Annotated in this window: 15 protein-coding genes; 13 read left to right on the top strand and 2 right to left on the bottom strand. The window is 41.8% G+C overall.

Features of this window, described 5'->3' with window-relative positions; all coding sequences use genetic code 11:
- Positions 1–114: 114 nt before the first annotated feature.
- Positions 115–1479 carry an MATE family efflux transporter gene (locus tag ACNORC_RS10980; protein ID WP_418335686.1) on the top strand — a complete coding sequence of 455 codons (1365 nt, stop codon included), beginning with the start codon at positions 115–117 and terminating at the stop codon, positions 1477–1479.
- Between the two features lie 127 nt (positions 1480–1606).
- Positions 1607–1894, top strand: coding sequence for a hypothetical protein (locus tag ACNORC_RS10975; RefSeq protein ID WP_418335685.1), 288 nt, complete (start codon positions 1607–1609; stop codon positions 1892–1894).
- A 304-nt stretch (positions 1895–2198) separates the two neighbouring features.
- On the opposite strand, the gene lpdA is transcribed toward ACNORC_RS10975, so the two are convergent.
- A complete protein-coding gene (gene lpdA, locus ACNORC_RS10970; RefSeq protein ID WP_418335684.1) occupies positions 2199–3605 on the bottom strand; it encodes a dihydrolipoyl dehydrogenase in 1407 nt (468 codons plus the stop codon).
- 84 nt (positions 3606–3689) lie between these two features.
- A complete protein-coding gene (locus ACNORC_RS10965) occupies positions 3690–4157 on the bottom strand; it encodes an Lrp/AsnC family transcriptional regulator (protein WP_418335683.1) in 468 nt (155 codons plus the stop codon).
- A 156-nt stretch (positions 4158–4313) separates the two neighbouring features.
- Between ACNORC_RS10965 and ACNORC_RS10960 the strand changes: the two genes are divergently transcribed.
- The 11 genes from ACNORC_RS10960 to lolA1 all read left to right on the top strand — a co-directional run bounded on the left by ACNORC_RS10960 (position 4314) and on the right by lolA1 (position 14313).
- Positions 4314–5513 carry an aminotransferase class I/II-fold pyridoxal phosphate-dependent enzyme gene (locus tag ACNORC_RS10960; RefSeq protein ID WP_418335682.1) on the top strand — a complete coding sequence of 400 codons (1200 nt, stop codon included), beginning with the start codon at positions 4314–4316 and terminating at the stop codon, positions 5511–5513.
- A 268-nt stretch (positions 5514–5781) separates the two neighbouring features.
- Positions 5782–6432 (top strand): deoxyribose-phosphate aldolase, encoded by a 651-nt coding sequence (gene deoC / locus ACNORC_RS10955; RefSeq protein ID WP_418336164.1) that lies wholly within the window; start codon positions 5782–5784, stop codon positions 6430–6432.
- A complete protein-coding gene (gene deoD, locus ACNORC_RS10950) occupies positions 6429–7127 on the top strand; it encodes a purine-nucleoside phosphorylase (protein ID WP_418335681.1) in 699 nt (232 codons plus the stop codon). The genes deoC and deoD overlap by 4 nt, the downstream gene beginning before the upstream one ends.
- A gap of 206 nt (positions 7128–7333) precedes the next feature.
- The gene (gene nhaC / locus ACNORC_RS10945; protein ID WP_418335680.1) at positions 7334–8827 is read left to right on the top strand and encodes a Na+/H+ antiporter NhaC; all 1494 of its coding nucleotides are present in this window, start codon (positions 7334–7336) and stop codon (positions 8825–8827) included.
- A gap of 143 nt (positions 8828–8970) precedes the next feature.
- Positions 8971–9609 (top strand): peroxiredoxin, encoded by a 639-nt coding sequence (locus ACNORC_RS10940; RefSeq protein ID WP_418335679.1) that lies wholly within the window; start codon positions 8971–8973, stop codon positions 9607–9609.
- Positions 9610–9622: 13 nt separating this feature from the next.
- A complete protein-coding gene (locus ACNORC_RS10935) occupies positions 9623–9934 on the top strand; it encodes a thioredoxin family protein (protein WP_418335678.1) in 312 nt (103 codons plus the stop codon).
- Positions 9915–10163, top strand: a complete 249-nt coding sequence (locus tag ACNORC_RS10930) for a DUF6952 family protein (RefSeq protein WP_418335677.1) — start codon at positions 9915–9917, stop codon at positions 10161–10163. The genes ACNORC_RS10935 and ACNORC_RS10930 overlap by 20 nt, the downstream gene beginning before the upstream one ends.
- A gap of 135 nt (positions 10164–10298) precedes the next feature.
- Entirely contained in the window at positions 10299–10799 is a 501-nt protein-coding gene (gene tpx, locus ACNORC_RS10925; RefSeq protein WP_418335676.1) for a thiol peroxidase, read from the top strand.
- On the top strand, positions 10799–11167 hold the full coding sequence (locus ACNORC_RS10920) for a diacylglycerol kinase (RefSeq protein ID WP_418335675.1): 369 nt from the start codon (positions 10799–10801) through the stop codon (positions 11165–11167). Before tpx ends, ACNORC_RS10920 begins: the two co-directional genes overlap by 1 nt.
- Before the next feature lie 123 nt (positions 11168–11290).
- A complete protein-coding gene (locus ACNORC_RS10915; protein ID WP_418335674.1) occupies positions 11291–13648 on the top strand; it encodes an FtsK/SpoIIIE family DNA translocase in 2358 nt (785 codons plus the stop codon).
- 20 nt (positions 13649–13668) lie between these two features.
- Positions 13669–14313 (top strand): outer membrane lipoprotein periplasmic chaperone LolA1, encoded by a 645-nt coding sequence (gene lolA1 / locus ACNORC_RS10910; protein ID WP_418335673.1) that lies wholly within the window; start codon positions 13669–13671, stop codon positions 14311–14313.
- Position 14314 lies beyond the last annotated feature (1 nt).

Below are 14314 nucleotides of genomic sequence, written 5' to 3'. Positions count from 1 at the left end.
TTCTTACAGTCGATAAGGAGAAAGTATTTTTGATAGAGTAACTATCCGCAAACTATCAGTAATTATTATAGTTTTCACAGTATTTCCTGCTGCACTACATTATTTTTGCATGGAATGAAGCCAAAGAACAAATACACTGAAGGCAGGATCTTTAATTCCCTCGTAAGCCTTGCAGTTCCTATCATAGCCGCAAATATTTTACAAACTGCTTACCAGTTGATCGATACGTTCTGGTTGGGGCGTTTGGGAGCAAATGCCGTTGCAGCAGTAAGTATTAGTTTTCCGCTACTTTTTTTGGTTCTGTCTCTTGGTGCCGGCCTTACCCTTGCAGGAACTGTTCTGGTCTCTCAATACAAAGGAGCAGAAAACCAGGAACAGGTAGATTTCAATTCCTCGCAGACTATTTCCCTGATATTTTTCATTTCAATTTTCCTGTCGGTCATCAGTTATTTCAGTGCCGGTCCACTTATGAAACTAATCGGTGCTGGGCCCGAGGTGCTGGAGGATTCCAGCAGTTACTTCAGGGTTTCCTCAATAGGATTTGTTTTCCTGTTCATGTTCTTTGCCTTTCAATCACTGATGAGAGGAATCGGTAACGTAATGCTTCCCGTTTATATCATTCTCTTCACAGTTTTTCTAAACCTGGTTTTGGACCCCCTCTTTATCTACGGCTACGGTCCTATTCCCGGCTATGGTGTGGCAGGCGCTGCCGTGGCAAGCATTGTGACGCAGGCATTGTCTGCGGCCATTGGCCTTTACATTCTTTTCAGAGGGAATAGCGGGATCAGGATCCATTTTCATCAAATGAGACCGCACTTTTCTACCCTTAAACGTATTGTGAATATGGGTATTCCTGCCAGCCTGGAACAATCCACCAGGGCTTTGGGAATGACCATGATGGTAGTTCTGGTAACAGGTTTTGGGAGTGATGTGGTGGCAGCCTACGGAATTGGAGCCCGCATTCTGAGCTTTATAGTTATTCCTGCACTGGGACTGGCGATCGCTACTACTTCTCTGGTGGGACAAAATATTGGGGCAATTAAAATAAAACGGGCAGAAAAGGTCGCAAATCTCAGCAGCCAGGTAGGCTTCTTCGGGTTGACCGGGCTGGGCCTGCTCATGTTCTTTTTTGCTGAACCTCTCACTACCTTCTTTATTCCCGATGATCCGGAAGTAATTAAAAATGCTTCTTTGTTCATCAAGATCATGGCTCCAAGTTTCGGATTTCTTGGAGTTCAGCAAGTATTGAACGGGGTATTCAACGGAGCCGGGTTCACAAAAGCCTCTATGTTGATCTCCATTCTCAACCTTTGGATCATTCGGTTTCCGGTTGCTTTTTTACTTTCTCATAATACGTCCATTACCTATGAAGGTATCTGGTGGGCTTTCCCAATTTCCAATATAATCGCAGCCGCTGTTGCCTTCATTTATTTCAAGCAAGGCTATTGGAAGTTAAGAGTCTTCAGAGGAAGACATTAAATTTTCCGCGGAACTTCAAATGCTCTTCGCGAAGAATTAACAGCCTGATTTATTTACTGTTAAACACCTTCAATATCTGATTCAAAAAAGTGAATTTAGGATGTTGTCTAACGAAAAACATTTGAAAATGTCAGAATCAGATTCAAAAACCACAAAAGATCACAAAAAGATTAGGGAGTGGGTCGAAGCCAGGGATGGTAAACCGGCAGTAGTTGAAAGCACCAGTAACAGTGAAAAAGGAGGTGGGCTATTACGGATAAACTTCCCCGGGTATGCCGAAGATAATCTCAAGAATATCTCGTGGGACGAATTCTTTGATATCTTTGATAGTAATGACCTTCAGTTCCTCTATCAGGAGGAAACCTCAGATGGTGGCGAAAGTCGTTTCTTCAAATTTGTTGCAGACGAAGAGTAGATGCAATCAAAATATCCTACAAAAAGGCTGTCTTTTGACAGCCTTTGATGTTTAGGATGCAGAACCAATTATGTCCTGTTTTTCTTTTTGGCGGCTTTGGCAGCACGCTTCTCTTTTAAGCTGAGCACAGGCTCTTTCTTAGCAGAATTTTTTGAAGGCGATTTCTCTTTCGACATTTTCTAAAGTATTTTGCTTTAAATAAAAGTAGTGAAAGGATTGGCAGGATTTTTAAAATTCCTCAAAAAAAATACCGCCCCAAAAATGTCATTTTTGAGCGGTATTTTTATATCAGAATAATCTAAACCTACATATGAATAGGTCGGTTGTCTGTAGCATCTAAAGCAGCTTCTTTTACTGCTTCCGCATAGGTTGGGTGAGCGTGACTCATTCTGGAAATATCTTCAGCAGAAGCCCTGAATTCCATTGCAGTCACTGCTTCAGCGATAAGATCGGCTACCCGTGCACCTATCATGTGTACTCCCAGCACCTCGTCTGTTTCAGCATGAGATAGGATCTTCACCATTCCGTCGATGTCACCACTGGCACGTGAGCGTCCCAAAGCGCGCATAGGGAATTTTCCTTCTTTGTATTTTACTCCCTCTTCCTTCAGTTGCTCTTCGGTCTTACCTACTGCAGCAACTTCCGGCCATGTATAAACCACTCCGGGAATAAGGTTGTAATTGATGTGGGGTTTTTGACCTGCGATCACTTCCGCAGCAAAAGTACCCTCTTCCGAAGCCTTATGAGCCAGCATCGGGCCTTTTACCACATCACCAATTGCGTAAATATTCTTCACAGAAGTTTGAAGATTCTCATTCACCTCGATCATTCCGCGGTCGTCCACCTTTACACCGGCAGCATCAGCATTAAGACCTTCGGTATAAGGCCTTCTCCCCACAGAGACTAAACAATAATCTCCCTTGAACTCTACAGAATTTCCTTTTTTATCCTCAGCCTTAATAATTACCTCATCTCCTTGGCGTTCAACTGCACCAACTTTGTGAGAAACAAAGAATTTCACACCTTGCTTCTTCAGACTCTTGGTAAGCTCTTTCGAAAGAGCTGCATCCATAGTTGGGATAATGCGATCCATGTATTCTACTACTGAAACCTCTGCTCCCAGCCTGCGGTATACCTGCCCTAATTCAAGACCTATAACTCCGCCGCCAATCACTAAAAGGTGTTTAGGCACTTCCTTCAGTTTTAAAGCTTCAGTAGAGGTAATGATCCTCTCTTTATCGATCTTGATGAACGGAAGAGTGGATGGCTTGGATCCAGTGGCAATAATGGTATTTTTTGCATCTATGGTTTCAGCTTCTCCTTCAGCCTTATCAATGTTGATATGTGTTGCATCCTTAAATGAAGCTACTCCCTGCAGAACATCGATCTTGTTCTTTTTCATCAAAAAGTTGATCCCGTCAACGGTCTGATTAACTACCGACTGTTTACGCTCGATCATTTTTTGAAGATTGAGTTTTACCTCTCCCGGAATTTCAATTCCGTGTTCCTCAAAATGACTGATCGCGTCATAATAATGGTGAGAAGAATCGAGTAAAGCTTTACTTGGAATACAACCTACGTTAAGGCATGTTCCTCCAAGAGAAGCGTATTTTTCAATAAGTACGGTTTTCATTCCCAACTGGGCGCAGCGTATAGCAGCCACATAGCCACCGGGGCCTGAACCTATGACAGCAACATCGTATGTGCTCATAAATATGGTTTTAATGTGTTTTTTGAATATGGAAAAACAAAAGTACGACTATTAATGACAATGGAAAAAAGTATGGCAACCGGCTTAATCCAGATCCATACTTATGGCCGAAGTGTTCTTCACCGGACTTATCACAAAGGTGCTTTGAGTACTTCCAATATGATCTAAAGCCGTGAGTTTGTTGAGCATAAATTCGCGGTAAGCCTGCATGTCCTTTACCATGACCTTTAAAATATAATCGTACTCGCCACTCACATGGAAGACTTCCAACACCTCCTTTAGTCCGGTTACCTGCGCCTCAAAACGAGTTACATTGCTCTTGGTATGTTGCACAAGTTTGATCTGGCAAAAAGCGGTAAAAGACCGGTCTACTTTTTCGGGTTTTACGAGGGCAACGTATTTTGAGATCACTCCGGCCTTTTCAAGTTTTCTGATCCTTTCAAAAACTGCAGTTACCGAAAGGTTCAATTTACCTGCAAGTTCCTTGTTCGTTCTTTTGCTGTCTCCCTGAAGCAGAGAGAGTAATTTTTTATCTGTAGCATCCAGGTTCATCTGAAAAATTTTCTTTTTTAGAATTCATTTTCCGAAGGTAAAAGATTTAAAATCTAAATAATAAACAATTGACAATAAAATTTACTCTATTTATGCCTTCCTGTTGATTTTCTTTCTGATTAAGCTTTAATTTGAAGAAACTATAATAGCTACAAAATGGATTTTAAACCTGCAGATCATATTCAGGATTTACAGTACTTCGGAGAATTCGGAGGTGTAAACCCAAGTATTTCAGATTCTTCAACTTACACCTTTCTTTCAGCCAAGACCATGTTCGACACTTTCGAAGGGAACGCTGAAGGTTGTTACCTCTATTCCCGCCACTCCTCCCCTTCTAATCTCTATTTAGGAGAGGCTTTAGCAGCCATGGAAGGAACTGAAGCCGCTAATGTCGCGGCCAGCGGAATGGGAGCAATTACCCCTGTTCTTCTGCAGCTGTGTATGGCCGGAGACCATATCGTTTCCAGCCGCACAATTTATGGTGGAACTTATGCTTTCCTGAAAAATTTCGCGCCTCGTCTCAACATCAACACATCATTTGTTGATATCACCGACCTGGAAAAAGTGGAAGCAGCTATTACTGCGGAGACAAAAGTCCTTTATTGTGAAGTAGTGAGCAATCCATTACTGGAAGTGGCAGACATTCCTGCACTTTCAAAAATTGCTAAAAAACACAACCTTAAACTGGTGGTAGACAATACCTTCTCTCCACTTGCCATTTCACCGGCAAAAATGGGTGCCGATGTTGTGATACACAGTCTTACAAAGTTCATTAACGGTAGCAGTGATACTGTTGGCGGAGTGACCTGTGCAAGCCAGGAATTCATTAATGAGTTAAGGAGTGTGAATGATGGAGCTAACATGCTGCTGGGTCCAACCATGGACAGTATGCGTGCTGCATCTATTCTAAAAAACCTGCGCACTTTGCACATAAGGATCAAGCAACACAGTAGAAATGCACTTTACCTCGCTGAAAAATTCGAAGCAGATGGTCTAAGGACTGTTTACCCAGGGCTTAAAAGCCACCCGAGCCACGAGCTGTACAAGAGCATGATGAATGAGGAGTATGGATTCGGCGGAATGTTAGTCGTAGATGCTGGCAGTCTTGACAAAGCCAATGAGTTAATGGAACTGATGCAACAGAAAAATCTCGGTTACCTCGCAGTTAGCCTCGGATTTTACAAAACTCTCTTCAGTGCTCCCGGAACTTCTACTTCTTCGGAAATCCCTGAAGAAGAGCAAAAAGAAATGGGATTGACAGAAGGAATAATCCGTTTTTCGATTGGTCTTGACAACGACATCGAAAGAACCTACAACATGATGAAAGCCTGCATGAAAGAAGTAGGCGTTCTTTAGAAGATCATTTTTCGAAGGTTCAAAAATGTTAAAATCCGAAGTGCTCCCGAAAGGGTAAAATTCTGATCTGATGTGGAGTAGTAACAAGCACTTCCAAAAATGACATTTTTGGACCTTCTCTTTTTTCTGAAAATTCAGGAAAAGCTAGTGTGAATCTGTATATTTGTGGGGTTTTGGCCTTTTGAAGGCTGGGAACAACCTTTAGTGACCGCAGTCATTTTAAGGAAAAATTTCTTTTCAGATTTTTGCAAAAAACTAATCATCTATGATAGAGATCAACAAATTTATTGACCATACCATTCTAAAAGCTACCGCAACCGAAGATGATATACTGGAGCTTTGCAAAGAAGCCCGGGAATATTCATTTTTCTCGGTTTGTGTTAACAGCTGCTATGTTCCGCTTGCCAAGAAAAACCTTGAAGGTTCTGATGTAAAAGTATGTGCGGTAGTCGGTTTTCCTCTAGGAGCCATGTCTACAGAAGCTAAAGTCTTTGAAACAGAGCAAGCCCTTAAAGACGGAGCTGAAGAAATTGATATGGTGATCAATATTGGGGAATTAAAGTCGAAAAATTATAAAAAAGTAGAAGAAGAGATCGCTGCTATAAAAAGCGCTGTGGGAGACCGGGTTCTAAAAGTAATTATCGAAACCTGTTATTTGACGCCACAGGAGATCACTCTTGCAAGTGAACTGGCTGTAAAAGCCAAGGCCGATTTTGTCAAGACCTCCACCGGTTTTGGAACTGACGGAGCAAGAATGGAGAATATTGAGGTAATGAAGAAAGCTGTTAATGGGCAGGCTAAAATTAAAGCCTCGGGAGGCATAAAGAATCTGGACACCGCATTGTCTTATATAGAAGCAGGAGTAGCTAGAATAGGAACTTCTTCAGGAGTATCAATAGTAAAGGAATTAAAAAAATGAGTATTCATATAGAGGCCCAAAAAGGGGAAATTGCAGAAACAGTTTTATTACCGGGAGATCCACTCCGAGCAAAATGGATCGCAGAAACTTACCTTGAGGACATTCAGTGTTACAACAAAGTTCGTAACATGTTTGGTTATACCGGAACTTATAAAGGAAAAAGAATTTCGGTACAGGGAACAGGAATGGGAGTGCCTTCCATTTCCATCTATGCCCATGAACTCATTAATGAGTACAATGTAAAGAACCTGATTAGGGTGGGTAGCGCCGGTTCGTACCAGAAATCCGTCAAGCTGCGTGACATTGTTATTGCCATGGCTGCTTCCTCTACTTCAGGGATCAACCAGGCACGGTTTCAGGGAGCCGACTTTGCTCCTACCGCCAACTTCGGATTATTTCAGCAGGCTATCAACCTTGCAAAAGAAAAAGGAATTGAAGTAAAAGCCGGAAATGTGCTTACCAGTGATGAGTTTTATGCAGATGAGTTTGAGTCATACCAACTCTGGTCCAAATTTGGAGTTTTGTGTGTAGAAATGGAAACCTCAGGTTTATACACAATCGCGGCCAAACATAACGTCAATGCTCTTTCTCTACTAACTATTTCAGACTCTCTAGTTACCGGAGAGAAAACCACTACCCAAGATCGGGAAACCACTTTTAAAGAAATGGTTGAAATTGCATTGGAATTAGGATAATCACTTAAAAGCATTTAAAACCAAGGCGCAGGACTAATCAGTTTTGCGCCTTTTTTGTTTTCAATACTTTTTCGGGAGCTAAAAACTTTTCATTTTTCACAAAGTTGTTTAAAATGGAACAGCAGGACCAATCTTTAAAGTCTCAACTTTTAACTTTTCTTAAAAAACCGTAACATTACAGGCTGAAAATTATACCCCCCTTGTAAATGGAAGATGAAAACTTTATCAAAGACACTGAAATTGTTGTAAATAAGGAGCTAAATATCTGGGAAGCACTCTTTCCGGTTTTTGCGCTGATAGGGATGCTCGCCTATAATGTTTTTGTATATGGAGATGATGCCCTCAGTGGTTCTAACCAATTCATTCTTTTACTTGGTGCAGCGGTAGCAGCAATTGTCGGGATCTTTAATAAAGTTTCATTTGACCTGATGATCGAAGAGGTGGCTCTCAATGTGAAATCTACCACCGGCGCGATCCTCATCCTACTTATGGTTGGCTCTCTGGCCGGGACCTGGCTCATTAGCGGGATCATTCCAACAATGATCTATTACGGACTTCAGATCCTGAATCCTACCATATTTTTGGCCGCTACAGTCGTGATCTGCTCGGTGATCTCAGTGGCCACCGGTAGCAGCTGGACCACATCTGCCACAGTGGGTATAGCCTTAATAGGTATTGCCGATGCTCTGGGGATTTCTTTAGGAATGACTGCAGGAGCAATATTATCTGGAGCCTACTTTGGAGATAAAATGTCCCCCCTTAGTGATACCACCAACCTTGCCCCGGCTATGGCAGGAACAGATCTTTTTACACACATCAGGTACATGACCCTTACTACTGTTCCCACTATAATTGTAACACTCATCGTTTTCATAATTCTAGGGTTTTCCATAGAACCGGCAGGCGCAACAGACACTGCTTCAATTCTCACCTCTATTGATGCCGCCTTTAATATTAACGGGTGGCTTTTCGTAGTACCTGCTCTGGTGATCATCCTGATAGTAAAGAAAACACCTCCTCTTATTGCCCTTCTCTGCGGAACATTACTGGGAGCAGTTGCCGCTCTTATTTTTCAACCAGAAGTGGTTATGGCGGTGGCAGGTGCCAAAGAACTCACCTTTGAGGCAGGATACCGTGGATTAATGAACGCAATTACCGTTGAAACAGCCATAGAAACTGAAAACACACAACTTAACGACCTTTTCTCCTCCGGTGGAATGTCTGGCATGCTGGGAACTATTTGGTTGATCATTTGCGCTATGGTATTTGGAGGTATTATGGATGCCATAGGTGCTTTGGCAACCATAAGTAAGGCATTACTAAACCTTTTCCACACCACTTTTGGCCTCTTTGCAAGTACTGTAGTTAGTTGTATTACTTTAAACGCTACAGCTTCAGATCAATATCTGGCCATTGTAGTACCTGGAAAGATGTTCGCCAAGGCTTACAAAGACAAAGGGCTGGCCCCAGAAAATCTTAGCCGTTCCTTAGAAGATTCAGGGACTGTAACTTCTGTGCTTGTTCCATGGAATACTTGTGGAGCTTACCACAGTGGAGTTCTGGGAGTACCGGTTGCTTCTTATTTTGTGTATGCGATTTTTAATTATCTGAGCCCTTTTATGACCCTGCTTTTTGCAGCACTAAATATTAAGATCAGAAGGTTAGTGACAGCGGAACCAGTGCCTGCAGAGATTCAATAATTTTATTCTATATCTTTTTACTTTTGATATTGACAAAAACTATTATGTAATAAAAATTAAAGATCTGTGGGAATACTCTGTCCTGCCTTAGTTTTTATCTTTGCAACCGAATTAGAATTTAATAATCTAAAAATAGAATTTACATGGCTTTAGTAGGAAAAAAATTTCCAAACCTGGAAGTGAACGCAATGAATGAAATGGGCGACACTTTTAAAATCAATGTACTGGAAGAAGCTCAAAAGAACGGAAAGAAAGTTCTTCTTTTCTGGTACCCAAAAGACTTCACCTTTGTTTGTCCAACAGAACTGCACGCTTTTCAGGCAGCAATGGACGAGTTTGAAAAAAGAAACGTAATGGTGATCGGAGCTTCTTGTGATACTCCTGAAGTTCACTTTGCATGGTTGAACACTCCAAAAGATCAGGGAGGTATTGAAGGAGTTACCTATCCAATCCTTGCTGACTCTAACAGAAACCTTAGCAACCAACTAGGTATTCTGGATATTATGAACGAGACTTATAACGAAGAAACCGGAACTTACACAGTAGAAGGTGACAACGTAACTTACCGCGCTACTTACCTTATCGATGAGGAAGGTACCATCTTCCACGAAAGCGTGAACCACATGCCCCTAGGAAGAAACGTAAAAGAATTCATCCGTTTGATCGATGCTTACACTCACGTTCAGGAAAAAGGAGAAGTTTGTCCTGCGAACTGGGAAGAAGGTAAAGAAGCAATGAACGCCAACCGTGATGGTGTTGCTACTTATTTAAGCGCCAACTAAAAAAAGCATCATTATGAGAGAATTGACGAATGATAATTTAGCGGAAGTAGTATCCGAAAATGACACTGTGGTTGTTCAGTATATGGCTTCCTGGTGCGGAAACTGCCGGGTGATGAAGCCCAAGTTTAAAAAACTGGCCGCTGAAAATGAAAATGCGACATTTCTCCTGGTTGATGCCGAAAAATATCCTGAATCAAGAAAGCTGGCTAAGGTAGATAACCTGCCAACTTTCGCGACCTTTAGGAACGGTACCCTGGTCAACCAGGTGCAGACCAATAAATTTGAACTTTTAAAAGACCTAGTTAATGAAGTTACCAGTAATTAGACATCTGCAAAAGAACCACGATCAACAGACTCTTGAAAGCACTCTAGAAGTTTTGGAATCTTTTTGTGATCACCGTTCGGTGACCGATGAAGAAATGGATGTGGTGGGAGAGTTGATCAGCAATATTTGCGGAGCAATTGAAGTTCAAAAAATGATAGATGAAGGTATGTCCGAAAAAGATGCGGCAAACAACTTCATGCAAAAAGTCCTGGGTTCTATCGACAGATAAAAAACCCGGTTCAAATCCCTTTAATAATGGCTGCTTTATAATTTAAGGCAGCCATTATTGTTTTATGATAATTTTAGTAAAAGCCAAATTGTAATATTTTAAATTTAAGAATTCAACCACCAATTTTCACAACTTATGTCTCAGGTAACGTTAAAGGGTAAGCAAGTAACTACGTATGGACACCTTCCTGAAAAAGGTGAAAAGGCCCCACATTTCGAATTGTTGAAATCTGACCTTACCATAGCTACCCTGCAGGACTATAAAGGAAAAAGAGTAATAATGAACATTTTTCCCAGTATAGATACCGGAGTTTGCGCTACTTCTGTGCGTAATTTCAACGAAAAGGTGGGAGAACTAGACAATGTCGTGGTTCTTAATATCTCCCGGGACCTGCCCTTTGCCCAGCAACGCTTTATCAACGATGAGCACCTGAACAATGTTATCAATCTTTCTGACTTTAGGGAACGCAATTTCGGTAAAGACTACGGAGTGGAAATGTTAGAAGGCCCCTGGGAAGGTTTATTGTCACGCGCCGTGGTCGTACTTGATGAAAATGCCAAGATCCTGTATACCGAACAGGTCAAGAACATTGATCATGAACCCGATTACCTGGAGGCGCTAAAACCCCTTTTATAATGTATGATTTTATCACCGGCCGGATTCGAGGAGGTGGTTACGCGTTAAAAGGAGCCTGGCTCCTGCTTAGGCATGAACCCAGTATCCAGGTCCAGTTCGTTATTACTATTCTGGTATGTATCGCCGGATTCTATTTTGACATTACAGCAACCGAATGGATGTTCCAGCTTCTGGCTATTGGACTTGTGATGGCTACGGAAGGTTTGAACACCGCTGTAGAGAATATCGCTGACTTTGTGCATCCGGATTTTCACACAAAGATTGGCCATATTAAAGATATCGCAGCCGGATCGGTTTTCTTTGCGGCAATAGTAGCTTTAGCTGTGGGCATTATTATTTACTTCCCTTATATTTTTTACACCCTGTAATCCATTACATACGAGTCTCCTTTCAAAACGTCCCGTTTCCTAAAACTTTGTGAATAGATTTTTTCTTTTCTTTATATTAGACGGTGCTAATTTGTATTTTTGCCCCAAACCCAAAGTTCCCCCATGGCTAAAGGAAAAGTTAAAAAGAAAACTGCAAAACCCCGTTTTTCGAAATCGTCTCTGACCCTTTCTCCTAAAAACAAGGTTTTATTAGGTAGTTTTCTCTTTTTATTCGGCCTGGCCTTGCTTATGGCTTTTGTATCTTTTCTTTTTACCTGGCAGGCTGACCAAAGTACACTATCGCAGTTAGGAAACCGGGAAGTGGAAACTCAGAATCTTCTCAGTAAGTTCGGAGCAGGTATCAGCAATTTTTTCATTTATGAAGGCTTTGGCTTACCGGCCTTTGCTATTGCTGTTCTTACCATGATCACCGGGATCTATTTCTTTTTCAACCTGAACAAAAAAGCCCTTCAACGGTTTTGGTTCTGGGGAATTCTTGTAATGATCTGGCTTAGTGTTTTCCTTGGTTTTTTTGCCAGCTCCAGTTCATTGTTGGGTGGAACCATAGGCTTTGAAATGAATGATTATCTTCAGGATTATTTAGGCTTTACCGGCACTCTCCTATTACTGACATTTTTGATGATCGTTTACCTGGTAGTGAGGCTTAAGATCACTCCTGAAAAGATCTTCACCAGCTTCAGAAAGACCAAAAACGCAGTTACCGATGATTTTAAGGCAGCAGCTTCAGTTTCGGAAGAAATCAAAAGATCCAAAGAAGAAACTTCCGAAGAAGATGAAGAACCTGAACTTATAAAAGAACCGGTACCCTTAAAACCGGAAACTCCTACTGTTACTCCCGAAAAAGTGATCATACGTTCCGAAGAGAATCCGGACGATGTGGAAATGGAAGTGGAAACAGCGGTTGAGGAGGAAGTTGAAGATAATCTCAGCAAGAAACTGGTAGAAGACTACGGGGAATTCGATCCTACCCTGGAATTAAAAAATTACCAGTTCCCTACCCTCGAACTTTTAAAGGACTATAACGCCAATGGCGGAGGCATCACAATTGACCAGGAGGAGCTGGAAGAGAATAAAAATCGCATTGTCGATACACTTAAGAATTATAAGATAGATATCGCGCAGATCAAGGCTACGGTTGGCCCCACCGTTACTTTGTACGAGATCATTCCTGAAGCGGGAATCCGGATCTCCAAGATAAAAAGCCTGGAGGATGATATCGCTCTTTCCCTTTCTGCACTGGGAATACGTATAATCGCCCCTATTCCGGGGAAAGGAACCATTGGTATTGAGGTGCCAAATAAGAAATCGAGCATTGTTTCGATGAGAAGTGTGATTGCTTCTCCTAAATTTCAGCATGCCGAAATGGAATTACCAATGGCACTGGGAAAGACCATTTCCAACGAGACTTTTGTAGTTGACCTGGCCAAGATGCCACACCTGTTGATGGCAGGAGCAACAGGACAGGGAAAATCTGTTGGATTGAATGCCATTCTGACCTCACTACTGTACAGTAAGCATCCTGCAGAGGTTAAATTCATTCTGGTAGATCCAAAAAAGGTAGAATTGACCCTCTTTAATAAAATTGAGCGGCATTATTTAGCAAAGCTTCCTGATACGGAAGAAGCTATTATTACAGATAATACTAAGGTGATCAATACTTTGAATTCCCTTTGTATCGAAATGGACAACCGTTACGAATTGCTTAAAGAAGCAATGGTTCGTAATATCAAGGAATACAACACCAAATTTAAAGCGCGTAAGCTCAATCCTGAAAACGGCCATAAATTCCTGCCGTACATTGTGCTGGTTGTGGACGAATTTGCCGACCTCATCATGACCGCCGGTAAAGAGGTGGAAACACCTATTGCCCGACTCGCACAGCTGGCCCGAGCCATCGGGATACATTTGATCATTGCCACCCAAAGACCTTCGGTAAATGTTATTACCGGGATCATTAAAGCCAACTTCCCGGCTAGGATCGCTTTTAGGGTTACTTCAAAGATCGATTCCAGGACCATCCTTGACAGTCAGGGTGCCGATCAATTGATTGGAAAAGGAGATATGCTCTTCACCCAGGGCAACACATTATTGCGACTTCAGTGTGCTTTTGTAGACACTCCTGAAGTTGATAAGATCACCGAATTCATTGGCTCACAAAAAGCCTATCCAGACGCTCATCATCTTCCGGAATACTCGGGAGAGGAAAGTGGCACAGGACTTGATATTGATGTAAGCGAGCGTGACAAACTCTTCCGCGAAGCTGCTGAAGTCATAGTAATGGCACAGCAGGGATCGGCCTCCTTACTCCAGAGAAAACTAAAATTGGGGTACAACAGGGCCGGCAGGATCATAGATCAACTGGAAGCCGCAGGAGTAGTAGGTCCGTTCGAAGGCAGTAAAGCAAGACAGGTGTTAATTCAAGACCTGGAAAGCCTGAATCAGCTGTTGAACGAGGAATGAATAAATCTTAATAAACTGTAATGAAAAAATTAATTTTAGTAGTATTTGTGATGTTAATGGTGGTGGGAGCAAACGCCCAAACGAAAAATAAAGCGCAGGCTTTATTGAATGAGGTATCCACCAAGGTTGCTAGCTACGACAATATTATTATCGACTTCAAATATGCGCTAGAGAATACAGCTGAGAATGTCAAACATGAGACCCGTGGTGATGTAAGCCTTCAGGGGGAAAAATATCTGCTTAACATTATGGGTACCACCAGGCTCTTTGACGGCCAAAAGCTATATACTATTATTCCGGAAGATGAAGAGATCAACATCTCAAAATATGATCCGGAAGAAGACCAGAACATCACCCCGTCAAAAATGCTTACCTTTTACAATAACGGGTACAAATCTGAATGGGCTGACACTCAAAACCTGAAGGGGCGTAAGATCCAGTATATAAAATTGACTCCTATCGATTCCAATGCCGAAATAAAAAGTATCTTACTTGGAATTGACCAACAGACAAAAAACATCTATAATCTTATTCAAACACAGGATAATGGCACTAAGATCACCATCACGGTGACAAGCTTCAAAACAAACCAGCCAATTCCTGAGTCCCTGTTCGAATTTAAAGAGAGCAGATATAAAGATTACTACATTAACAGGCTAGATTAAT

This window comes from Salinimicrobium soli, assembly GCF_048323655.1.
In the GTDB taxonomy this organism is placed as follows: Bacteria; Bacteroidota; Bacteroidia; order Flavobacteriales; family Flavobacteriaceae; genus Salinimicrobium; species Salinimicrobium soli.
The sequence above is the reverse complement of the archived record's forward strand: the minus strand, read 5'-3'. Positions and strand labels throughout refer to the sequence as shown.

Coding starts and splice junctions, on each gene's coding strand:
- ACNORC_RS10980 (WP_418335686.1), top strand. CDS start 115: ATGAAGCCAAAGAACAAATACACTGAAGGCAGGATCTTTAATTCCCTC.
- ACNORC_RS10975 (WP_418335685.1), top strand. CDS start 1,607: ATGTCAGAATCAGATTCAAAAACCACAAAAGATCACAAAAAGATTAGG.
- lpdA (WP_418335684.1), bottom strand. CDS start 3,605: ATGAGCACATACGATGTTGCTGTCATAGGTTCAGGCCCCGGTGGCTAT.
- ACNORC_RS10965 (WP_418335683.1), bottom strand. CDS start 4,157: ATGAACCTGGATGCTACAGATAAAAAATTACTCTCTCTGCTTCAGGGA.
- ACNORC_RS10960 (WP_418335682.1), top strand. CDS start 4,314: ATGGATTTTAAACCTGCAGATCATATTCAGGATTTACAGTACTTCGGA.
- deoD (WP_418335681.1), top strand. CDS start 6,429: ATGAGTATTCATATAGAGGCCCAAAAAGGGGAAATTGCAGAAACAGTT.
- nhaC (WP_418335680.1), top strand. CDS start 7,334: ATGGAAGATGAAAACTTTATCAAAGACACTGAAATTGTTGTAAATAAG.
- ACNORC_RS10940 (WP_418335679.1), top strand. CDS start 8,971: ATGGCTTTAGTAGGAAAAAAATTTCCAAACCTGGAAGTGAACGCAATG.
- ACNORC_RS10935 (WP_418335678.1), top strand. CDS start 9,623: ATGAGAGAATTGACGAATGATAATTTAGCGGAAGTAGTATCCGAAAAT.
- ACNORC_RS10930 (WP_418335677.1), top strand. CDS start 9,915: ATGAAGTTACCAGTAATTAGACATCTGCAAAAGAACCACGATCAACAG.
- tpx (WP_418335676.1), top strand. CDS start 10,299: ATGTCTCAGGTAACGTTAAAGGGTAAGCAAGTAACTACGTATGGACAC.
- ACNORC_RS10920 (WP_418335675.1), top strand. CDS start 10,799: ATGTATGATTTTATCACCGGCCGGATTCGAGGAGGTGGTTACGCGTTA.
- ACNORC_RS10915 (WP_418335674.1), top strand. CDS start 11,291: ATGGCTAAAGGAAAAGTTAAAAAGAAAACTGCAAAACCCCGTTTTTCG.
- lolA1 (WP_418335673.1), top strand. CDS start 13,669: ATGAAAAAATTAATTTTAGTAGTATTTGTGATGTTAATGGTGGTGGGA.